Origin of the sequence: Streptococcus cristatus, from assembly GCF_003943505.1 — a bacterium.
GTDB classification, from domain to species: Bacteria; Bacillota; Bacilli; order Lactobacillales; family Streptococcaceae; genus Streptococcus; species Streptococcus cristatus_E.
In genome coordinates, this window is sequence record NZ_RJPS01000005.1 from 1 (window position 1) to 19,867 (window position 19,867).

At 42.2% G+C, this 19,867-nt stretch carries 24 protein-coding genes, 1 riboswitch and 1 other annotated feature; of the genes, 2 read left to right on the plus strand and 22 right to left on the minus strand.

All coding sequences use genetic code 11. The features are described from left to right. From D8792_RS05375 to D8792_RS05390, 4 genes are all read right to left on the minus strand, one after another. Positions 1 to 827: type I pullulanase (locus tag D8792_RS05375; protein ID WP_312023817.1), on the minus strand; the 827-nt coding region annotated here is incomplete at its 3' end. Positions 828 to 841: 14 nt separating this feature from the next. Further along, positions 842 to 1,801: a diacylglycerol kinase family lipid kinase gene (locus D8792_RS05380; protein ID WP_125373208.1), complete on the minus strand. Its 960-nt coding sequence runs from the start codon at positions 1,799 to 1,801 to the stop codon at positions 842 to 844. Between the two features lie 8 nt (positions 1,802 to 1,809). Further along, positions 1,810 to 3,768: an NAD-dependent DNA ligase LigA gene (ligA, locus tag D8792_RS05385; RefSeq protein WP_125373209.1), complete on the minus strand. Its 1,959-nt coding sequence runs from the start codon at positions 3,766 to 3,768 to the stop codon at positions 1,810 to 1,812. Between the two features lie 101 nt (positions 3,769 to 3,869). Beyond that, positions 3,870 to 4,385 carry a QueT transporter family protein gene (locus tag D8792_RS05390; RefSeq protein WP_125373210.1) on the minus strand — a complete coding sequence of 172 codons (516 nt, stop codon included), beginning with the start codon at positions 4,383 to 4,385 and terminating at the stop codon, positions 3,870 to 3,872. Beyond that, positions 4,383 to 4,505: riboswitch (PreQ1 riboswitch) on the minus strand. It overlaps the preceding gene by 3 nt. 28 nt (positions 4,506 to 4,533) lie before the next feature. Between D8792_RS05390 and D8792_RS05395 the strand changes: the two genes are divergently transcribed. Then, positions 4,534 to 4,974 carry a GtrA family protein gene (locus D8792_RS05395; RefSeq protein ID WP_125373211.1) on the plus strand — a complete coding sequence of 147 codons (441 nt, stop codon included), beginning with the start codon at positions 4,534 to 4,536 and terminating at the stop codon, positions 4,972 to 4,974. Between the two features lie 70 nt (positions 4,975 to 5,044). On the opposite strand, the gene D8792_RS05400 is transcribed toward D8792_RS05395, so the two are convergent. The 17 genes from D8792_RS05400 to D8792_RS05480 all read right to left on the minus strand — a co-directional run bounded on the left by D8792_RS05400 (position 5,045) and on the right by D8792_RS05480 (position 19,073). Further along, complete coding sequence (locus tag D8792_RS05400; protein ID WP_125373212.1) at positions 5,045 to 5,752, minus strand: B3/B4 domain-containing protein; 708 nt, start codon at positions 5,750 to 5,752, stop codon at positions 5,045 to 5,047. Positions 5,753 to 5,760: 8 nt separating this feature from the next. Next, entirely contained in the window at positions 5,761 to 6,210 is a 450-nt protein-coding gene (locus D8792_RS05405; RefSeq protein ID WP_125373213.1) for a MarR family winged helix-turn-helix transcriptional regulator, read from the minus strand. 418 nt (positions 6,211 to 6,628) lie between these two features. Next, complete coding sequence (locus D8792_RS05410) at positions 6,629 to 7,453, minus strand: hypothetical protein (RefSeq protein ID WP_125373214.1); 825 nt, start codon at positions 7,451 to 7,453, stop codon at positions 6,629 to 6,631. Positions 7,454 to 7,531: 78 nt separating this feature from the next. Next, positions 7,532 to 8,602 (minus strand): hypothetical protein, encoded by a 1,071-nt coding sequence (locus D8792_RS05415; protein ID WP_125373215.1) that lies wholly within the window; start codon positions 8,600 to 8,602, stop codon positions 7,532 to 7,534. Between the two features lie 330 nt (positions 8,603 to 8,932). Continuing rightward, entirely contained in the window at positions 8,933 to 9,853 is a 921-nt protein-coding gene (locus D8792_RS05420; RefSeq protein ID WP_125373216.1) for a YihY/virulence factor BrkB family protein, read from the minus strand. Between the two features lie 47 nt (positions 9,854 to 9,900). After that, positions 9,901 to 10,758 carry a methionyl aminopeptidase gene (locus D8792_RS05425; protein ID WP_015604495.1) on the minus strand — a complete coding sequence of 286 codons (858 nt, stop codon included), beginning with the start codon at positions 10,756 to 10,758 and terminating at the stop codon, positions 9,901 to 9,903. 14 nt (positions 10,759 to 10,772) lie between these two features. Further along, on the minus strand, positions 10,773 to 12,050 hold the full coding sequence (gene spxR / locus D8792_RS05430) for a CBS-HotDog domain-containing transcription factor SpxR (protein ID WP_125373217.1): 1,278 nt from the start codon (positions 12,048 to 12,050) through the stop codon (positions 10,773 to 10,775). Next, positions 12,043 to 12,594, minus strand: coding sequence for a GNAT family N-acetyltransferase (locus D8792_RS05435; protein WP_125373218.1), 552 nt, complete (start codon positions 12,592 to 12,594; stop codon positions 12,043 to 12,045). Before D8792_RS05435 ends, spxR begins: the two co-directional genes overlap by 8 nt. 33 nt (positions 12,595 to 12,627) lie before the next feature. Then, a complete protein-coding gene (murA, locus tag D8792_RS05440) occupies positions 12,628 to 13,887 on the minus strand; it encodes a UDP-N-acetylglucosamine 1-carboxyvinyltransferase (protein WP_125373219.1) in 1,260 nt (419 codons plus the stop codon). Positions 13,888 to 13,990: 103 nt separating this feature from the next. Continuing rightward, positions 13,991 to 15,181 carry a methionine adenosyltransferase gene (gene metK / locus D8792_RS05445; protein WP_125373220.1) on the minus strand — a complete coding sequence of 397 codons (1,191 nt, stop codon included), beginning with the start codon at positions 15,179 to 15,181 and terminating at the stop codon, positions 13,991 to 13,993. Between the two features lie 175 nt (positions 15,182 to 15,356). Continuing rightward, positions 15,357 to 15,971 (minus strand): tetratricopeptide repeat protein, encoded by a 615-nt coding sequence (locus D8792_RS05450; protein ID WP_125373221.1) that lies wholly within the window; start codon positions 15,969 to 15,971, stop codon positions 15,357 to 15,359. Between the two features lie 33 nt (positions 15,972 to 16,004). Continuing rightward, the gene (locus D8792_RS05455; RefSeq protein ID WP_125373337.1) at positions 16,005 to 16,472 is read right to left on the minus strand and encodes a deoxycytidylate deaminase; all 468 of its coding nucleotides are present in this window, start codon (positions 16,470 to 16,472) and stop codon (positions 16,005 to 16,007) included. 111 nt (positions 16,473 to 16,583) lie between these two features. After that, positions 16,584 to 16,943, minus strand: a complete 360-nt coding sequence (gene rplT / locus D8792_RS05460; RefSeq protein ID WP_003003310.1) for a 50S ribosomal protein L20 — start codon at positions 16,941 to 16,943, stop codon at positions 16,584 to 16,586. A 46-nt stretch (positions 16,944 to 16,989) separates the two neighbouring features. Beyond that, positions 16,990 to 17,190 (minus strand): 50S ribosomal protein L35, encoded by a 201-nt coding sequence (rpmI, locus tag D8792_RS05465; RefSeq protein ID WP_015604488.1) that lies wholly within the window; start codon positions 17,188 to 17,190, stop codon positions 16,990 to 16,992. A gap of 33 nt (positions 17,191 to 17,223) precedes the next feature. Further along, on the minus strand, positions 17,224 to 17,754 hold the full coding sequence (gene infC / locus D8792_RS05470) for a translation initiation factor IF-3 (RefSeq protein WP_125373222.1): 531 nt from the start codon (positions 17,752 to 17,754) through the stop codon (positions 17,224 to 17,226). A gap of 16 nt (positions 17,755 to 17,770) precedes the next feature. Then, positions 17,771 to 17,901: a sequence feature (ribosomal protein L20 leader region), on the minus strand. A 26-nt stretch (positions 17,902 to 17,927) separates the two neighbouring features. Further along, positions 17,928 to 18,605, minus strand: a complete 678-nt coding sequence (gene cmk / locus D8792_RS05475; RefSeq protein WP_125373223.1) for a (d)CMP kinase — start codon at positions 18,603 to 18,605, stop codon at positions 17,928 to 17,930. Positions 18,606 to 18,614: 9 nt separating this feature from the next. Beyond that, positions 18,615 to 19,073: an SAG1386/EF1546 family surface-associated protein gene (locus D8792_RS05480; RefSeq protein ID WP_125373224.1), complete on the minus strand. Its 459-nt coding sequence runs from the start codon at positions 19,071 to 19,073 to the stop codon at positions 18,615 to 18,617. Positions 19,074 to 19,118: 45 nt separating this feature from the next. Between D8792_RS05480 and D8792_RS05485 the strand changes: the two genes are divergently transcribed. Further along, positions 19,119 to 19,316, plus strand: coding sequence for a ferredoxin (locus tag D8792_RS05485; protein WP_306452468.1), 198 nt, complete (start codon positions 19,119 to 19,121; stop codon positions 19,314 to 19,316). Here D8792_RS05485 and D8792_RS05490 read toward each other — a convergent pair. Beyond that, positions 19,313 to 19,801 carry an EbsA family protein gene (locus tag D8792_RS05490; RefSeq protein ID WP_045499491.1) on the minus strand — a complete coding sequence of 163 codons (489 nt, stop codon included), beginning with the start codon at positions 19,799 to 19,801 and terminating at the stop codon, positions 19,313 to 19,315. The two genes, D8792_RS05485 and D8792_RS05490, sit on opposite strands and share 4 nt — an antisense overlap. Positions 19,802 to 19,867: the final 66 nt, after the last annotated feature.

Sequence of the window (19,867 nt, forward strand, 5' to 3'; positions counted from 1 at the left end):
CGGATATGCATCTCATAGATGACAGCCTGATTTGGGTTATCTAAACGCCAGGTTGCCTCCTTGCCTTGACATACCTTAAAACCAGCAACAGTCTTGTCCTGTTCGGCAACAATAGCTGAGCGCTTGCCATCTGGACTGGTAGCGATTGTATAAGGATCGCGCGTCAAAAAATGCTGGTTTTCAAAATGAACATGATACTGGTAGGCCTTGCCAGCTAAATCTTCTGGCACTTCCACCGACCAAACTCCGATTGTATTTTTAGCATGATCGTGCGAGTAAATCTCTCCCTTTTCCATAGGGAATTCTTTATAAACAGCTGCTTGATTATCGGAAGTTTCATAGACTAGCAATTCAACTTTTTTGGCTGTCGGAGCCCAAACTTTAAACTCATTTACTTGCCCCCGCAGACGATGCCCAAGCCAACCTTGGTAGCCCCAGCATTCATCAAAATAATCCGACCGCATGGCCACATCGAAATTATGAGGACGTCGCCGCGAATATTGGTGGCTCGTCGTCGCCGCTTGCAAGGAATAGTAGACCTGATGATCTCCTTCAATCAACCACACCTCTGTAGGCAAATGAACTGGTAATAAATCAATGTGATAATCGCAAGATTGGCTGGACCAGTCTGAACGCTTGACAATCACATGAGCCTGACTGAGAGGCTCCCAACTTTCAAAAGATAATTCTCCCTGAATACCAAAATAATCAAGTTTGGAAAAAGGAGCTTCTTTTCCCCACTGATCTGTCTGCCACTGCCACAAATCATAAGAAAAGTAATCTCCCTTAGGATTGTGGTAATGGACAATGACTTTATAGTCTAGCATTTTCATTTATCTCTTCATTCTAATTTTTCTAAGGAAAGAGCGCTCTCATCGATTTCATCTATATTGGCGAAAAACTCCAGATGATTGTGCAAAACTTCCAATTCTACTGGTGTATCTCCTCCGTACTCACCGTCCAGATTCAACATAAAGGGTGCTTTTTTATCCAATACTTCTAGCTTCAATTTGCTGGTTTTCAGATATTCAACATTGGCATCCGTCACATGTTGGCCACCATTAATTGCCTGTATGATGAGACTAAGCATATCAAACAACTTAGCCGTTTTTACAAGAATCAAGGTGAAATTTCCATCATCCAGTTTGGTATCTGGTGCTAGCTTTTCAAAGCCTCCGATAGAATTGGTCAAGGCCGCAAAGACAAGCGAAATCTTACCCTCAAAAACACCATGGTCATGCTCAATCCGTACCTTACGCGATTTGGAGCGTGGCAGCATTTTGGCTCCTTCGGCTACATAAGCCAGATAGCCTAGACGGGTCTTGACTTCACTAGGGACACTATAAGTCAGCTCAGTCAGCGTACCTGCCGCCGCAATATTGATAAAGTATTTGCTGCCATAAGCCCGGCCGATATCCATCTGAATCGTCTGGTTCTTTTCTATAATGCGGGCTGCCGCTACAGGATCTCCCATGGGAATCTTCAGAGCACGCGCATAATCATTGGTTGTACCAGTTGGGATGAAAGCCAGCTTAGGGCGCACATCTAGGCCCGCAACCCCGTTCACTACTTCATTGATAGTCCCATCTCCACCGGCTGCTATGACCAAATCAAAACCTGCTCTTGCTGCTCTTTCAGCTTCTCGCTGAGCAGAGAAAGGCTCTGGAGTCGTCTGGTAAGCACTGGTCTCATAGCCAACATCTTCCAAGACATCCAAGACTTCGGCAATATTTTTTTTGATAATTTCCTGCCCAGAAGTTGGGTTATAAATCAATCTTGCTTTTTTTATATTATTTTCCATACTCAGCCTCACAAGCTATCTAGCCAGTCCTCGTCCCGAATCTCGATTCCAAGTTCTTGGGCTTTGGTCAATTTGCTGCCTGCGTCGCTGCCTGCCACCACCAAATCTGTCTTTTTAGACACACTTCCAGCGACATTTGCACCCAAGCTCAGCAATTTTTCTTTAGCTTGATTCCGTGTTAATTTTTGTAATTTTCCGGTCAATACGACTGTTTTGCCAGCGAGAGCGGCATCAGCTGCCACTTTCTCCCCTAGATAGTCTAGGTTGACGCCAGCTTCTTGCAATTCCCGCAAGAGAAGCTGACTGCCTTCCTGCTCAAAGTAAGAATGCAGACTCTGAGCGATAACTGCACCCAAGCTGTCAATAGAAGAAATTTCCTCTTGACTGGCCTGAGACAGCTTGATCATATCGTGGAATTTCTCCATCAAAATCCGACTAGCCTTGCTTCCCACATGACGGATTCCCAGACCAAAAAGCAATTTCTCTGCTGAGTTTTCCTTGGAAGCTTGAATGGCAGTATACAATTTATTCGCTGATTTTTCCTTAAAGCCGTCCAAGGTCAGCAAATCTTCTACAGAAAGTCGGTAAATTCCAGCCACATCCTTGACCAAGGCCTTATCAAAGACCTTTTCGACCACTGCTGGACCAAGACCAGTAATATTCATGGCATCTCGGCTGGCAAAGTGAATCAAGCCCTCCTTGATCTGGGCTGGACAGAGGGGATTGATGCAGCGCAGAGCCACTTCGTCCTCGAAATGCACCAGCTCACTCTCACAGCTCGGACAGTGACTTGGTATTTCCAGAGTCTCCTCCGAGACACGCTTGGACTCAACCACTCGCAAGACAGCAGGAATAATATCCCCCGCCTTATAGACGATAACGGTGTCTTTCTGACGAATATCTTTCTCCGCAATATAATCCACATTGTGCAAGGTTGCTCGGCTAACGGTCGTTCCCGCTAGCTGAACTGGTGTCAGATTGGCTGTCGGAGTCACAACTCCTGTCCGACCCACTGTCCAGTCAACAGACAGAAGCTGGGCTTCCTTTTCCTCAGCAGGAAACTTATAGGCAATGGCCCACTTGGGAGCCTTGACAGTAAATCCAAGCTCCTCTTGCACAGCCAAGTCATTAACCTTGATGACAATACCGTCAATCTCATAAGGCAGACTGTCCCGCTCCTGAGCAATCTTTTCGATAAACTTCCAAACGCCATCAATCGAATCGGCTAGAAAATGAATCGGATTGACTGAGAAGCCCAAAGCCGCTAGCTTATTCAAAACTGCCTCCTGGCTGCCAGCCTGAGTCGGACTGGCTTCTTGATAGAGGAAGGTTGCTAGATTACGCTTGGCCACAACTGCTGTATCCAACTGCCGCAAGGTTCCTGCTGCCGCATTTCGAGGATTGGCAAACTCAGGCTCACCATTCTCCTGCCGCAGCTGATTGACCGCATCAAAGGAAGCCTTGGGCATGTAGCACTCTCCGCGAACCGTAATATCCAGCGGCTCTTTCAAGGTCAGAGGAATATCCTTGACTCGCTTAAGGTTTTCCGTGATATTTTCACCGACAGAACCGTCCCCCCGAGTCGCCCCTGCTACCAAGATTCCCTTTTCATAGGTCAGGGAAATAGAAAGCCCATCAATCTTGAGTTCACAAATATAGGAAACCTGAGGAAATTCCTTGCGGATTCGCTGGTCAAAAGCCATTAATTCTTCACGTGAAAAAGCATCCTGCAAACTAAAGAGAGGATACTGGTGTGGATATTTTTCAAATCCTTCTAAAATCTTCCCACCCACCCGATGGGTCGGGCTATCAGGCAGGATATCAGTTGGATACTTTTCTTCTAATTCCACTAACTCGCGATAGAGTCTGTCATACTCGCTGTCCGATACACTTGGCCTGTCTGCCGTATAGTATTCATGAGCATATCGGTTGAGCAATTTTACTAATTCTGACATTCTTTCTTTCATACTTCTATTTTATCACAAATACACAAAATCTTCCTCTATTTGTCCCGAATTCTCACTAAAAAAGAGGACATAAAAAGAGCGAAATTCCGCTCTCTGCTGTCTTATTTTGTCAAATCAATCCTTTTCGCAATCTGGTTAATAATGATAGCTCCAACTATCAAGGAAGCAAATTCTCCAATAGCCGTTGTGAACCAAGTCAGGAAGAATGGCAAGCCCTGTAAAAAATACAACTCTGCTGCAATCGTCACCATCGAAATTGAGAAGAAAATGGCAAAATAGAAGTGATCCAAGCGAAGCAAATCTTTAATCAGGTATTGATCCTTATAGCGACTGAAAAGGTAGACACCTAATGATAGGAAGACTAAAGTTGACCAACCGCCGACAAAGACGTCAATGATTCCAAAGCTATATAGATTGGCAATCATACAGCCGATGGTCACTCCCAGGATGTATTTACGATTGTAAAAGGCCATAAAGTTCATCATTTCAGAAATTCTGAACTGGTAAGCACCATAGCTGATAGCATTTAAAGGGGGCGTAATCGTAAGGGCCACATAAATAGCAGCAACAATGGCAATGTGTGTCAAATCACGAACTGATAAGTTTTCTTGTTTCATGTTTTCTCCTTTAGCGCATGAGCGCGTGTAATATGCTTGGCGAAAGAAGTTAAGCGCCAAGGGTTGCCTCAGACGGAAAAGCTATCTCCTTCAAATCGACAACCTCACTAGTATAGCATAAATCCTAGAAATGTGATAGACTATGCTTATGAAAACTTTGATTAAAAAATTCTTTGACAATGAAGTCCTATCCTACCTCTTCTTTGGTGTCGCCACAACTGTCGTCTCCGTTGTCAGTCGGATGCTCTGCTATGAATTAACGGGCAAGGAACTACTGGCTACGATAATTGGTGATATTCTGGGAATTCTCTTTGCCTTTGTGACCAACGATACCATCGTTTTCAAGCAAAAGAGACAGGGCTGGCCAGTNAGATTGGTCAAATTTTTCACAGCCCGCCTGGCTACTATGGCCTTGAATTTACTGCTAACTTTTGTCTTTGTCACTAGCTTCCCGCAGATTATCGGTCAATTCGTCCACAACGATATTAAGATGGTCAACACCATTGAAACTTTGATTGCTCAAGTGCTGATTATCGTTCTCAACTACATCTTTAGCAAGATTTTTGTCTTTAAAAACAAGGCAAAATAAGAATAGAACAGCCTATTTCCCCAAACAAAAACATCTGGACCAGATATTTCTGATCCAGATATTTTTATTTTTAGACTTCCAAGCTGGGATTTTCAGCTGTCAGGTGGGTAATATCACCCTTAACCCCAAAATAGTCCTCAATCAGAGTCTGAAGTTCTGTCATGGCTGCTTGGGCACGTGCAGCCTGCTCTCCATTGATGGCCTCAATGACCAAGATGGCGTCCTTGGTCTCTTCTGTCAGCATGGTTCGTTGCGCTTCTCGCCAGTTAAGGCAACGGCAGACCGCCCCCTCATCATCATAGTAGATGATTTCTTCCGGTAAAGCTGGTGCATCAGTCTCAGCTCCTAGTGGGAAAAATGCTTCGCCGCCCTTGGCTTTTCCTAGATAAAGACCACCGACAATCTTGTCNAAATCCTCACCGCCACAAGGAACAGCATAAGAGAGGGAAACACTATTATAAATATCGACTAAAGGATTGATTGGGTTGAATTCCCGCCCCTGACTAACCCGCTTGAGTAGGGCTTCGATAGAGGAACGCGCTCCTTTTTTGGTCTTGAATTGGCTGAAAGCCTGCCGCCACTCCTGAATGACCTCATTCTGAGTGAAATTCTCATCTGGAATAAAGTCTGCTGCTCGCTTTGCGCCCTTATCCAGCAGGGATTTGAAATAAGGATCCTTACTTTCATCCACACTATTATCCAGCCCCTTGACCACTAAAACACTAATCTGAGCTTCTGGAAACAAAGTCCAAAATTCATTTTCAACTGTAACTTTCATGTTCTACCTCAATAATTTCTTTTCTGGCCTTTTTTGACCAGCTCCCAGTCCTTGGTAATATTCTTTCGGACGCGAACCAGCAACTTCTCTAACTCTTTCCGCTCGTTTTCTGAAAATTTTTCCAACGAAACCTGCTCCGAATATTCGTTTTCCGCTATGATAAAAGGATAAAGTGTTACCCCCTTCTCAGTGACGAACCATTCCTTGTTCTTGCGGTTATTGGCAGCTGGCCGCTGTTCCACTAAGCCTTTACTTTCTAGCTTCTTGACTGAACGAGCCACCGTTGAGCGATCCACCTTGAGCAAATCAGACAGCTCCTCCTGGATAATCCCAGGATTCTCCGCAATCCGCACCAGATAGAGATACTGCCCCCGCGCCAAATCTATGTCACGAAACTCAATATTAGCGATGGAGTCCAAAGCCCGAGCAATGATTCCAATCTCACGTAAAATTGACATACCTCCTCCTTCTGAAGATAGTATAACAGAATTTTATTGCAAATGCAATAAAATTATTTAAAAATACTTATCTTAGAAAAATTCTGTGAAGAATTAAAGCTTCACATAAAGTTCTTTCCTCATTTCCCTTATCTGCACCATCCAAATAAGAGGCTATGAAAAAGTCTTAGCCTCAATTTTTGTTAGAAATAGATACTGGGAAGGTTAGCCGATTGCTTGTTAAGCAACCTCTTGATATATTTTGATAAAGGTCAGTACAATCGCTAGCTAGATTCTCTCGAGTATAGTCTTCACCTTTAAAATCCATTAGCGCAGCCTTATTGCTCACATCATGTAATCCTACCATATCAAATCGGCATGAGAAGAGCATAGATAAACCACCTGAAGGCAACTCAGGTGGAAAGCTTGGGATAGATATTTATTTACTAATGCCACGTTGCTTCTTAACATGTTCCTTGTACATTTTTGACTTTTTCCCGTACCATTCTTCAATGGTATAACCATATTCTTCACGGTATTTCTCTTGGTTTTTATTGACTGCATTCAAGTTCTCTAGCGTTACTAAATAGGATTTAAGAAATGAAACCATAAAAAGGCCAAATAAAATAGGTGAAATTGGCAATAAAGCAAGCAAGAGGTGCGCTAGGAAATGATTAAGCCCGTGGGTAAAGAGGTTGATTCCATACATCAACAACCATAAGAATAAAATAACATTCAAAAATTTTTTAATATTTAGAGAAGCAAAAAAGTCTTTTCTAGCGCGCTGCTTTGTTACAAAAATATAGATAAAGTAAATCAGTGATAAGACAAAACCTATCCAGTAAACGATACGAATTACAACTAGAGGGATAAAATACAAGTTGGCTATAAACCAACTATAATAAAAAATCACAAATAGAATCAACTGAAGAATCTGAGTCAATAAATAAGCTTTAATGCGATTTCTTTTGGAAATAATATAAAAACTAATAAAACAGAGCAAACTAAACAAGAATAGAAAACCAAAGAAACTATCTGGGGGAATGAGCCCTTTTTCCACTGATGTTAACTGTGTAACCATTGAGGTCAGTGGTATAGCTGGGTCATGCCCAGCTTCACTAGCCAATCGGAGCACTCCCTTTGGAAAGTATGAGCCCCAAATAAGCAAAAACACATACAAAGGCATTTCGAAAATCATTAATAATGGATTCCATTTACGTGTTGTTTCTAGTGCATCATTAATATCTTTTTGTATCTTATCCATTTATTTTCTCCCATAGGTATTTCATTTGGTAAGAATCCTCCTTTATTTGACTTTGAAAGGATAGAGATGGTCATCCTCTTATTCTCCTTTTTCAACCAATATTCTACGTTGTTTGTTCAGTTCGCGGTCTTTAGCAACATCGTAATACAAGTCAAACTCTTCTTTGCTATTAACTGAATGCTCTTGATCATCCTTACTGAGTTCAGCTGGAATCGTCAGCCCTTCGTAAAGATTCGTATTGTCTGGGACAAAAAGCTGATACAAATCAAGAAACTGTGGAACATCTCCATAAACCTCATAGTTATATATCTTGGAATCAATTAAGAGATAAAACTGTGAATCTTTCTCACTTAATAATTGATAAACTTTTGGCGCAACTGTCTCCAAAACGCTTCCCTGCAATGCATCCTGATGAAAGGAAAGTTGATTTTGATAAAACTTATCGAATACAGTAGTTGTTCCAAACATTATTGTCATTTCTTCCATTTTGTCCTTTAAAGGACCTAAATCTACCGACGGCGATTTAGGAAACTGTTGTATTTTTGCATCTTCCCAATCAATTTGCTTGGTTTCTAAATTCAGCCATAATTGTTTTTTCTGTGATAGCTCCCATCCTCGTTTGTATACTTGTAACGCTATATAATCCTTACCATCCTTTTCGATAATACCACCAGTTTTCTCAGGTATATAATCAGGGTTATAGTCCTCTACAAGTTTATAAATATCGAGCTGACTCCCTTCCAATTTTCGATCACCTATTCGATAAATGGACATGGCATAATAAACGTCAGGATCCTCTTTAGGTAATTTTTGTGTTCCTCTATAGGTAGAATTATGGAAATAATCACGAACAATATAGCGTTGATTGGAGGCCCCATGAACGCCTAAAAAATTCTCAGCCACCTCTGGATTGTATTTGGCAAACAACCGGTCTTCTTCTGGATTCAGCGACTTCCAATGAACGGCAACTCCCCTGCCATCCTCTAAAAACTCATAAGAATCAATTTCCCATTTTCCTGTATAGTAACCCATATTTTCATATTTTTCGCGTTCTTGCTTGGCCTGCTCTGATTGTTGATAACTATGATAGCCCCATAGAAGCAGAACACCCAGCAAGACAGATCCAACTATTGTTAGTACTTTTTTCATTTTTCCCCCCTTATTTACCATATTGCTGTTCGAAATACTTTTGAAAGTCTGTTAATGAATTACTTCCCTTAACATGATTAAGACTATTAGTAAGTTTTTGAATTTGTTTTGGAATTATTATCAAACCTATTCAAAAGAAAAATGTCATTATCCCATTATACCACAAAAAAAGAGAGCGTCTTTCGCTCCCCTTACTCCTCTGGTCATTCCAATTTGAAACTCATATCTGTCTTCTGCAACACCCCCTAAACAGCTAATAGAAAGGCTAGGCTATTATCAGATGGAGAATAGAAATGTATAAATTATACTTTAATTCTCCTCTTTCACCTATTATACATCTGTATCCTTATCTGCTTGTCCTTCGTCATCAAATCTCAAAATAAACTCACCACTACGGCTTTCAAAGTGCGATACGAAACGACTTTGGATGCTTGCATTGAGGACAGCACCGACGATTAGCACCTTGGCAATCAGGATAAACCAAAACATGATAATCACAACCACCACTGAGCCGACAAAACGCACATCTAAAAAGCGATCTAGGTAAGCTTCAATATAAACAGTAAAAAGGTTCATGAGGCTATAAATGATGACAAGAACCAAGGTAGCACCTGGTAGCACATAGCGGATTTTGGGAATTTTAACATTGGGTAAAGAAAAATAAAGCAGAATCAGCGAAAGAAAGAGCATCAGATAAATCGTAGGCTCTGTCATGGTCAGCAACTGCTGGTAGAGGCCACGGTCAAACTGCCAGTAATTATAAAGAATCCCAACCAGCATTCGACCGAATAGGGTCAAACCGAGCGACAAGCCTAGTAGGACTTGCAAACCTAGACTCATGATAAAAGCAAAGATCCGCTCCCAGATAAGACCCCTCCCTTGCTTCGTACCATAACATTTATTAAAAGCCTTTTGCAGAAAAGTCATACTCTGGGAAAAAGTCCAGAGGGCAGATAGGATAGAAATACTCAGCAAACCTGTCGATGGCTTGGTCAGCACATCTCGGACAACCTTGGCGATCGTCAGATACAATGACTCCGGCAGTAAGTCTTTCAGCACAACTAAAAGCTCATCTGGCCGAATCTGAAAATAGGGCAGAATATTTGCCGCAATCAATAACAAGGGAAAAATCGAAATCAGAAAATAATAGGCCACAGCAATACTGGTAATATCTGCCTCCGACGCCTGATAAAAATGGAAAAAAGCTCTGAGAAATTCATTTTCTCTCATCTTCTTGATGAATCCTGTCACATCTCTCTCCTATTCAAAAAGGCTGGGACAAGCCCAGCCCTCTATGCTTAATAAGTCCCTTCTTCTCCCTGGCTGGTTAGAATCACAGGACCATCTTTGGTAATGACAAATTGGTGCTCATATTGGCAAGAAAGACCGCCATCTAGGGTTTTATGCGCCCATCCTGTTTCAAAGTCCGTGTCAATTTCCCATGTACCTGTATTGATCATTGGCTCGACAGTCAGAACCATTCCCTCTCGCAGGCGCAAACCGCGTCCTGCACGGCCATAATGTGGTACCATTGGCTCTTCATGCATGGTTGGGCCAACTCCGTGACCAACTAAATCACGCACCACTCCGTAGCCATGGCTTTCAGCGTATTCTTGAATAGCTGCACCAATGTCTCCAATGCGATTGCCAACTTTTGCAGCTGCAATTCCTCGGTAGAGACATTCCTTGGTCACATCCATGAGCTGCTGCGCTTCTGGACTAATCTGACCAACTGCATAAGCCCAGCAAGAATCTGCGACACCGCCACGGAAGTTTTCTGTGTATTGCTTCATCTGCTCAACATTGTCAAAGTCCAACTTAGAGACATCCAGCTCAGCCTTGTCTACTAAACCGACAACCATGTCAACACTAATGATATCACCCTCGACTAACTTTTGATGGCGAGGAAAGGCATGGGCCACCTCATCATTGAGGGAACAACAAGTCGCATAAGGATAATCCATAACGCTGCCCTCTACGCCAATCTGAAGGGGCAAAGCATTGTCTTCTTTACAGCGCTTGCGGACATATTCTTCAATGTCCCACATGTCAATACCTGGCTTGATCAAGTCTCTCAGACCGATATGAACAGAAGCCAGAAAATCTCCGCTCTTGTCCATTAAATCAATTTCACGTTGTGATTTTATAGTAATCATTATTAACCTCTTTACTAAGTAATTTTTACAGTAATCGTTGCTTTGGCAACGATGAGCGAATCTAAGTAGATATCATAGTCAATCACTGCTGTCCGCCGCGTCTGATGAATAATATGTGGCCGAATCTGCAGGACATCATCAATCTGAACAGCCTGAAAGAAATGAATCATCATCTGATCGACGATTAAGCTCTGACTATTCGTCGTCATCAACTGCTGCGTAATCCGAGTGATAATTTCCGTCAGGACGCCATTAGCTAAGACCCTGTTTTGCTCCAGCATGAAAGGCTCGACAGTGAAAGAAAAAATATCCTCTTGGCGATGAAGCTTCTGGCCTACCTGCTCACTGAAGGTCGGTAGACTGGAAATCTGTGAGCGGCTCATTTTTTCCATAATATCCCGACGTGTAATCACTCCAAGGAGAGTCTGATTGCCACGCACTACCGGAATCATCTCAAAATCCTCTGCAATCATGCGCTGACTGATATTGGCAATATTTGCTGAAAGACCAGTCATGAAGATTTTGCGAGTCATCACCTTGTCCAAGGTGGTCAAAGGAGATTTATCTCCCGCATCCCGCATCGTCACGACACCAACCAGCATTTGATGCTGATTGACGACTGGAAAACGACTGGTGCGATTACGACGAACCAAGTCCAGATAGTCACGAACGGTATCTGTGTCATGCAAGAAACCATATTCGTGACTGGCTCTATAAACCTGCTCTACCGTCAAAATATCAGTTTTAATCTGGATATTGGACAGGGCGCGGTTAATCATGGTCGCCACGGTATAGGTATCGTGCTTGGTCCTTAGGACGGGAATTTCAATACGATTGGCCAGTTTTAAAACCTCTGGATCAACTTCAAAACCTCCCGTTACCAGCACGGCATTCTCATTTTCAAGAGCCAAAATCTGAATCTGCGTCCGATCTCCGACAATCAGAAGACCGCCTTCGTTTAAGTAACGTAGGATATTTTGCTCGGTCATAGCTCCGATTGAGAACTTGTTAAATTCTTTTTCTAGTCCTTTTTCNCCGGCAAGCACCTCTGAGCCAGTAATATCCGCAATTTCCTTGTAGGTCAGNTGCTCTAAAACAACNTTTTTCGACTTCACNCGGANAGTCCCACTTCTGGGTCTNGTNTCGACAATTCCTCTATTTTCAGCTTCCTTNATCGCTCGGTAGGCAGTTCCGTCGCTGACNCCCAAGTAATTTGAAATACTCCGAACNCTGACNCGCTTGCCAATTGGAAGATCTTCAAGATAAGCCAAAATTTCCTGGTGTTTACTCATTGAAATCTCCTTTTTCGTAGCGATATTCGGTGTAATCTCTCATCTTTCTCGTATAGCGGTCGCTCCCCTTAAACTGGCGGAAGAGCTTAAAACCAGCTTTCAGTGCAACTTTCTGACTAGCCAGATTCTCTTCATGCGTAATGATAGTCAGACGATTAAAATCGAATTTCGTAAAGGAAAGAAAAACCAATTCGCGGACAACTTCAGTCATCAAGCCCTGTCCCCAGTAGTCTTTCCTCAAAAAATATCCTAGTTCAGCTTCTTTTTTTATTTCGTCCATTTTCTCAAATTTAATGGAACCAATCATTTCATTCGTTTCCTTATCGCAAATTGCCCAAATTCCCAAAGGATTTTTCATAAAATAATTGGCGATGACATATTCACTTTCCTGTAAGCTACTTTCAGTCGGAAAAATAAACTCGGTATTATCCGGATTGGAAGCAATTTTATAAAGGGATTTTGCATCTCCAAAAAGAATCGGGCGTAAAAACGAATGCTCCGTTTCAATAAAAGAAAAAGCTGCTAACTGTGTCCACAAATTCATATGCTTCCTCTATAAAAAATAAGCGATGAACGCTTATTCTTCGATGAGCTGGATGTCAGCACCCAGACTTCTTAATTTTTCAATAATATTGGAATAACCGCGTAAAATAAATTCAATATTGGTAATCTCTGTTCGACCTTGAGCCATCAGACCAGCAATCACCAAGGCTGCACCTGCACGCAAATCCGTTGCTTTGACAGAAGCACCTTGAAGCTGATTGGGTCCTTCATAGACGATTTGATTGCTAGTGGTTGAGATTTTACCAGCCATTTTTGCCAATTCAGCGACATGGTTGACTCGTTTCTCATAGATGGTATCAACGATTTTTCCATGACCATGAGCGGTCAGCAAGAGCGGAGTGATCGGCTGCTGCAAATCAGTGGCAAAACCAGGATAAGGAGAAGTCTTGATGTTAATAGCCTTTAAATCCTTCTGCCCTTCTACAAAGATGCTGTCTTCTGAAATGGTCATGCGCACACCCATTTCTTCTAGCTTAGCAATGAAACTTTCCAAATGTTCATAAAGAACATTATTGATCTGGACACCTTGTCCAATGGCTGCCGCCAAAGAAATATAGGTCCCAGCTTCAATCCGATCTGGAATAACCTGATGGCGTGTGCCATGAAGGCTGTCTACACCTTCAATCGTGATAATGTCAGTCCCAGCCCCACGAATATGAGCTCCCATATTATTAAGCAGGGTAGCTACATCGATGATTTCTGGCTCACGTGCCGCATTTTCAATCACCGTCCGCCCCTCAGCCTTGACTGCTGCCAACATCGTATTAATCGTGGCACCGACACTAACGGTATCCATGTAGATACTAGCTCCAGCCAAGCGCTTGCCACCCGTTGACAATTTCATATAATTGCCTTCCATGGTCATATGAGCTCCCATCGCTTCAAAAGCCTTGAGATGGAGATCAATCGGACGAGGACCAAGGTCACAGCCCCCAGGAAGGCCAACTGTCGCTTCTCCAAAGCGGCCTAGCAAACTTCCATAGAAATAGTAAGACGCTCGTAGACTATTGATTTTACCAGATGGCATCGGCATATTATTGATGTTTCTAGGATCAACTTCTAAGCAATCGCCAGACCGCTTGATAGTCGCTCCCATGATTTCCATGATTTCGATGAGGCTATCAACATCCGAAATCGCCGGTACACCATCTAAAGTAACAATATTATCAGCTAAAATAATAGCTGGGATAAGGGCCACAACACTATTTTTAGCACCATTAATAGTCACCTCTCCTTTTAAAGGGCGACCACCATTAATTACAATTTTTTTCATGTTTTAAAATTTAGCTCTTTCACGGTATTACTCTTTATTATATCATAGTTTTATCCATTTTCCTAGACAAAAAAGCCCTCAGTTTAAACCGAGAGCTANTATTTTATTGCAAAGCCGCTTGGAGAGCAGCTACCTTGTCTGTGCGTTCCCAAGGAAGATCGATGTCTGTTCGACCCATATGGCCGTAAGCAGCAGTTTGCCGATAGATTGGTCGTTTCAAATCCAACATTTGGATAATACCTGCCGGACGCAAATCAAAGATTTGGCGGACAGCATTCTGAAGTCTGCTTTCAGAAACTAAGCCAGTTCCAAAAGTATCAATGCGAACTGAAACTGGATGAGCAACTCCAATAGCATAGGCCAACTGCACTTCTACTTTTTTAGCCAAGCCAGCAGCTACAATATTTTTAGCAATATAACGCGCCGCGTAAGAGGCAGAGCGATCGACCTTGGTTGCATCCTTACCAGAGAAGGCGCCACCTCCATGGCGAGAATAGCCACCATAGGTATCCACAATAATCTTACGGCCTGTCAAGCCAGAGTCTCCTTGAGGACCACCGATAACAAAGCGTCCAGTAGGATTGATAAAGACCTTAGTCTGACCATCCAAGTATTCACTTGGAATCACTTGAGCAATGACCTTTTGGATGACATCCTGATGAATCTGTTCATTGCTGACTTCAGGATCATGCTGGGTAGAAATAACTACTGTATCCACACGCAATGGACGGTCATTTTCATCATATTCGACCGTAACCTGAGATTTGGCATCTGGTCGCAGATAAGACAATTCACCTGATTTGCGCAGTTCTGCCAAACGACGCACCAGTTTGTGACTGAGAGAAATAGGCAATGGCATGAGCTCTGGCGTTTCATCCACCGCAAAGCCAAACATAAGGCCTTGGTCACCCGCCCCAATCAAATCCAGCGGATCTTTTTGAGCATTTCCTCGAACCTCAAATGCTTCATTGACCCCTTGAGCAATATCTGGTGACTGTTCCACCAAAGATGGATGGACGCCAACTGTCTCTGCAGAAAAGCCATACTCTGTATTGGTGTAGCCAATCTCTGCAATGGTATCACGAACCACCCGATTGATATCTACATAGGCTGTAGTGGAAATTTCTCCAAAAACATGCACGGATCCTGTATAAACAGCCGTTTCAGCAGCCACATGGGCATCTGGATCCTGACTCAAGACAGCATCCAAAATAGCATCGGAAATTTGGTCTGCAATCTTATCGGGATGTCCCTCCGATACAGATTCAGACGTGAAAAGTTTACGTTCTGACATAGAAATGTCCCCCCTTAAATAAATTGTTATAGAGTTACAAAGCACTGATAGAAATAACTACCACCTTATCGGGACTATATAACTTTCTCATTATACCACTTTTCCCCAAAAAATTCAGAATTTTTTTAATAGAAAAAGCTATAATCAGAAACTATAGCTTTATTGCAATGATAAACTATGGGCAGCTTACTAACAACTCTTCAACTTCCGCCTTACCGGTAGCATCACCAGCTTGGTCAAAAAGTCTGATAGCAGCCTCAAAGTTGGATCTTGCTGCTTGTAGATTTCCCAAAGCTTGAGCAATTTCACCCAAGCCTCGGCAACTACATGCATGATTTACCACATCATCCGACTCCATAGAATAGATATGTGACTTTTTCATAAAATCCTGAGCTTGAGCCAACCTGCCTAATTTAAGATTTAGATAGCCTAGCTCATAGAGATTAACTGATTGACGATAATGGTCATCTGGGAAATACTTCGCTAGGAAAGCAGCTTCTTTTTCAATCCACTCTAAAGCTTGACAAAAATCTCCCGCAGATCTAGCAACATAACCTAGCTGATGATAAGCGATATGCTCATTTTCTCTATCACTTTCTTCCTGAGCCTGAATCAGATAAGCCTCTAAATTTGCAAAAGCGTTCTGATAATCCTGCCTTTCTACAGCTAGATAGGTCCGTAAATTCCAGCGGCTAAAGGAATCTTTTTCCAGCTGCTGCTCTAGTTCTTCGGCCTTATTTAACTGTCCTTCAAAGAAATATTGCCAAGCGGCTGCCAATTTATCATTCATCTACCTTCTCCTTTTACTTCCAGAACTTCTCGCCTATACCAACTCCGTCTGAGCAATGGCCTCTTTCACATCTTCTATCGGCAAATGTACCAGTTCCACTTGTTTTTCCTTGTAAAGGTACTGAGCATAATCATCTATCCGATATTGGTTGATGTAGACCACGCGCTTACAGCCAACCTGAAGCAGTTGCTTGGTACAGTTTAAACAGGGAAAATGAGTCACATAAGCCGTAAATCCCTTAGGAACGCCCCTCTCAGCTCCCTGCAAAATAGCATTGACCTCTGCATGCAAGGTTCGCACGCAATGACCATCGATGACCAAACACTCATGATCAATACAGTGCTCTGTTCCTGAAACGGAGCCATTGTAGCCGGTCGATATGACCTTATTATCCTTGACTAAGACAGCTCCGACCTTGGCGCGTTTGCAAGTCGAACGATTGGCAATCAAAAGTGCCTGTGCCGCAAAATATTCATCCCAAGCTAACCGATTTGACATCATCATTCACTCCTCCATCCATTCTCACTATATTATACTAATTATACTAAAACACTTGGAGATTGTCATCCTGACAAGAAAAAAGTTGAAACGATGTTTCAACTTTTTGTATTCTTATTTAGCAAGTTTAGCTTTAGCTGCATCTGCAAGAGCTGTGAAAGCTGCTGCATCATTAACAGCCAAGTCAGCAAGCATTTTACGGTTAACTTCGATCTCAGCCAATTTCAAACCATGCATCAATTGTGAGTATGAAAGTCCGTTCATACGAGCTGCCGCATTGATACGAGTGATCCACAATTTGCGGAAGTCACGTTTTTTCTGACGACGGTCACGGTATGCATAGTAGTAAGAGTTCATTACTTGCTCTTTTGCAGTACGGAACAAGATGTGTTTTGCTCCATAGTAACCTTTAGCTAATTTTAAAATACGTTTACGACGTTTGCGTGATACAACGCCACCTTTAACACGTGCCATGTTTTATTTCCTCCAAATATTTCCTAGATAATTGTCACAAAATCTCTTATTTAAGACCTGTAAGCATTGCTTTGATACGTTTGAAATCTCCTGCAGAAACCATTGATGCTTTACGAAGATGACGACGTTGTTTCTTAGTTTTTCCGTGGAAACGGTGAGAAGTGTAAGCACGGAAACGCTTCAAGCCACCAGAACCTGTACGTTTGAAACGTTTAGCTGATGCGCGGTGTGTTTTTTGTTTTGGCATGATAAAATCTCCTTTTTCTAACTTTTTGACAGTTTATTTTTTGTCACTAATCGGTGCCATTTGCATGAACATTTGACGTCCATCCATCTTAGGCTTTTGCTCAATGATTGCAACATCTTGAGTTGCTTCAGCAAAGTCTGCCAAGACCTTAGCCCCGATTTCTTTGTGGGTAATCATCCGGCCTTTAAAGCGAATGGATACCTTAACTTTATTTCCTTTTTCAAGGAACTTGCGTGCGTTACGAAGTTTTGTATCAAAGTCCCCTTTATCAATGGTAGGACTGAGACGTACTTCTTTCACAGTGACAACGCTTTGTTTTTTACGTTGTTCTTTCTGCTTTTTCTGATACTCAAACTTGAACTTGCCATAGTCCATAATTTTCGCAACAGGTGGTTTAGCTTGTGGCTGAATCAGGACCAAATCGACATTCGCTTTATCCGCAAGAGATTGCGCTTCGCTAAGCGGTTTAATACCTAATTGTTCGCCGTCAAGACCGATCAACCGAACTTCACGCACACGAATTTCATCATTGATGAATAAGTCTTGTTTTGCTATGGTTTTCACCTCTTTTTTTATTTTTCGAGAAAAACAAGTGCGGACCTGCTAACGCAAACCCGCACTACATGATAGTATTTCATCACTGAAACTGAATCCTGTAGAGCCAGACAACGTTAGTCGCAAGGCGAGAAGTTCTCACTTCTGCTTTTCTCAACTCTACTATCATACCAAGTTTCTTTTTATTTGTCAATGATTTTTTTCGCTTTTTCTTCAATAAATTTGACAACTTCTACAATTCCAATGCCTGTCGTATCAAAATGAATGGAGTCAGCCGCTGGCTTCAAGGGTGATACTTCGCGATGACTATCCTTGTAGTCCCGCTCCGCTATTTCCTTTTTGAGAGTTTCCAAATCAGCTGGAATCCCTTTTTCAAGATTCTCCTTGTAGCGGCGCTCTGCTCTTTCCTCAACCGAAGCCACTAGAAAAATTTTCAGTTCCGCATTGGGCAAAACGACGGTTCCAATATCCCGTCCATCCATAACGATACCGCCTTGCGCGGCAATCAACTGCTGGAGGGCCACTAATTTTTCCCGAACCTGCGGAATAGCAGCAACCCAAGAAACATTGTTGGTCACTTCATTTTCTCGAATCGGATGAGTAACATCAACATCTCCTACAAACACTAGCTGCTCACCATTTTCAGAACGACCAAAACTAATCGAATAAGTCTCGAGCAAGGCTACGATCTCATCTACATCATTTTCAGTCAGATGATTTCGCAGAGCCAGATAAGTGGCTGCGCGGTACATGGCACCCGTATCCAAATAGGTATAATTAAAATCTTTGGCAATAATCTTTGCAACAGTGGATTTTCCACTTGAAGCAGGTCCATCAATCGCAATCTGAATCTGTTTCATAACCCGCTCCTACTGAATCTTAACAATATCACCTGGGTTAGCATACCAAGAACCAGTAGACATGTGCGACGGATTTAATTGCTCCAATTTTGCAATAGAGATACCTGCACGCGCTGCAATCGCAGCCTCTCCTTCACCAGGCTGAACAGTCAAGGTACCTTCTGAAGACTGAGTTGGCTTTTCTTCTGATTCACTTGGTTGCTCTGATGGAGCTGGTTGTTCCGCACTACTACTTGAAGATGCAGCTGCATTAGAAGTACCATAAAATCCATCCATAACGGTCTTTTTATTACTTCCGCCAGTAGAGAGGTAGGCGAAAAATAGTGCCATAGCAATGACCATCACTAGAAAAACAGCTGCTATTATTGTCAGCCAGCGATCAACTTTACTCGCCTGACTTTTCTTTCTGCGATTCAATTTCTCTGCTCCATTATCATATACATCTGCTTCCCATGGTTCTTTTTCCATGACTTCCTCCTTGAGTTTTTCTAAAAATCTTATTACAATATGAGTATGAAAGTTACACTCATTCCCGAACGTTGCATTGCTTGCGGACTCTGCCAGACCTACTCAGATCTCTTTGATTATCATGATAATGGCATTGTCAAATTTTATCAAGACGACCAGCTCTTAGAAAAAGAGGTTGAGAGTCAGCCTGAGATTCTCGAGGCTATCAAAAACTGTCCAACCCGAGCTTTACTAAAAGACTAATTTTTCTTAGATTGGTCACCATAGTAGACCTCAAAATAATCTAGAAGAGTCAGATTATCTACTAATTCCACTTCGCCTTTAAAATGCTCATTTAAAGCTAGGGCGTTAACAAAATATTTTTTTGGCCACTTCCGCATACAGAAAGTTCTGCTGCGACTCTTCCCTGTAAAATGAAGGGTGATAGACGTTTTTGTAACTTCTAGCTTCTCAATCGTTGAAATATCAATCTTAATTGGCGTGAAAGGATTTGCCGTAATAATGCGCAAAATACCGTCATCATAAATCGTGAAATATCTATGCACACCGATAGCCAGTAAGACCATAAACAAAAAGAATGAAAAGAGGACAAGAGTCGGAACACTGGAGCTTTCGTACATCAAGGCCAGTCCTATAAAAATTGGAATGACTGACAAAGACCAATAAATCACCAACACCGACATTTCTGGTTGCCAATGATAGCGTACTTTCCCAAAAATCTTTATCATATCTTCACCCCCTTACTACTAGTTTAGCATAAAATAATAAAAAATAGAATTGGTAAACCTATTCTA

Excerpts from the sequence above, each read along its gene's own strand:
- rplT (WP_003003310.1), bottom strand. The coding sequence starts at position 16,943 with ATGGCACGTGTTAAAGGTGGCGTTGTATCACGCAAACGTCGTAAACGT.
- D8792_RS05490 (WP_045499491.1), bottom strand. The coding sequence starts at position 19,801 with ATGATAAAGATTTTTGGGAAAGTACGCTATCATTGGCAACCAGAAATG.
- rpmI (WP_015604488.1), bottom strand. The coding sequence starts at position 17,190 with ATGCCAAAACAAAAAACACACCGCGCATCAGCTAAACGTTTCAAACGT.
- D8792_RS05405 (WP_125373213.1), bottom strand. The coding sequence starts at position 6,210 with ATGTCAATTTTACGTGAGATTGGAATCATTGCTCGGGCTTTGGACTCC.
- murA (WP_125373219.1), bottom strand. The coding sequence starts at position 13,887 with ATGAAAAAAATTGTAATTAATGGTGGTCGCCCTTTAAAAGGAGAGGTG.
- ligA (WP_125373209.1), bottom strand. The coding sequence starts at position 3,768 with ATGAAAGAAAGAATGTCAGAATTAGTAAAATTGCTCAACCGATATGCT.
- D8792_RS05485 (WP_306452468.1), top strand. The coding sequence starts at position 19,119 with ATGAAAGTTACACTCATTCCCGAACGTTGCATTGCTTGCGGACTCTGC.
- D8792_RS05410 (WP_125373214.1), bottom strand. The coding sequence starts at position 7,453 with ATGGATAAGATACAAAAAGATATTAATGATGCACTAGAAACAACACGT.
- metK (WP_125373220.1), bottom strand. The coding sequence starts at position 15,181 with ATGTCAGAACGTAAACTTTTCACGTCTGAATCTGTATCGGAGGGACAT.
- D8792_RS05425 (WP_015604495.1), bottom strand. The coding sequence starts at position 10,758 with ATGATTACTATAAAATCACAACGTGAAATTGATTTAATGGACAAGAGC.
- D8792_RS05415 (WP_125373215.1), bottom strand. The coding sequence starts at position 8,602 with ATGAAAAAAGTACTAACAATAGTTGGATCTGTCTTGCTGGGTGTTCTG.
- cmk (WP_125373223.1), bottom strand. The coding sequence starts at position 18,605 with ATGAAACAGATTCAGATTGCGATTGATGGACCTGCTTCAAGTGGAAAA.
- D8792_RS05480 (WP_125373224.1), bottom strand. The coding sequence starts at position 19,073 with ATGGAAAAAGAACCATGGGAAGCAGATGTATATGATAATGGAGCAGAG.
- D8792_RS05455 (WP_125373337.1), bottom strand. The coding sequence starts at position 16,472 with ATGATGTCAAATCGGTTAGCTTGGGATGAATATTTTGCGGCACAGGCA.
- D8792_RS05435 (WP_125373218.1), bottom strand. The coding sequence starts at position 12,594 with ATGAATTTGTGGACACAGTTAGCAGCTTTTTCTTTTATTGAAACGGAG.
- D8792_RS05450 (WP_125373221.1), bottom strand. The coding sequence starts at position 15,971 with ATGAATGATAAATTGGCAGCCGCTTGGCAATATTTCTTTGAAGGACAG.
- D8792_RS05390 (WP_125373210.1), bottom strand. The coding sequence starts at position 4,385 with ATGAAACAAGAAAACTTATCAGTTCGTGATTTGACACACATTGCCATT.
- D8792_RS05380 (WP_125373208.1), bottom strand. The coding sequence starts at position 1,801 with ATGGAAAATAATATAAAAAAAGCAAGATTGATTTATAACCCAACTTCT.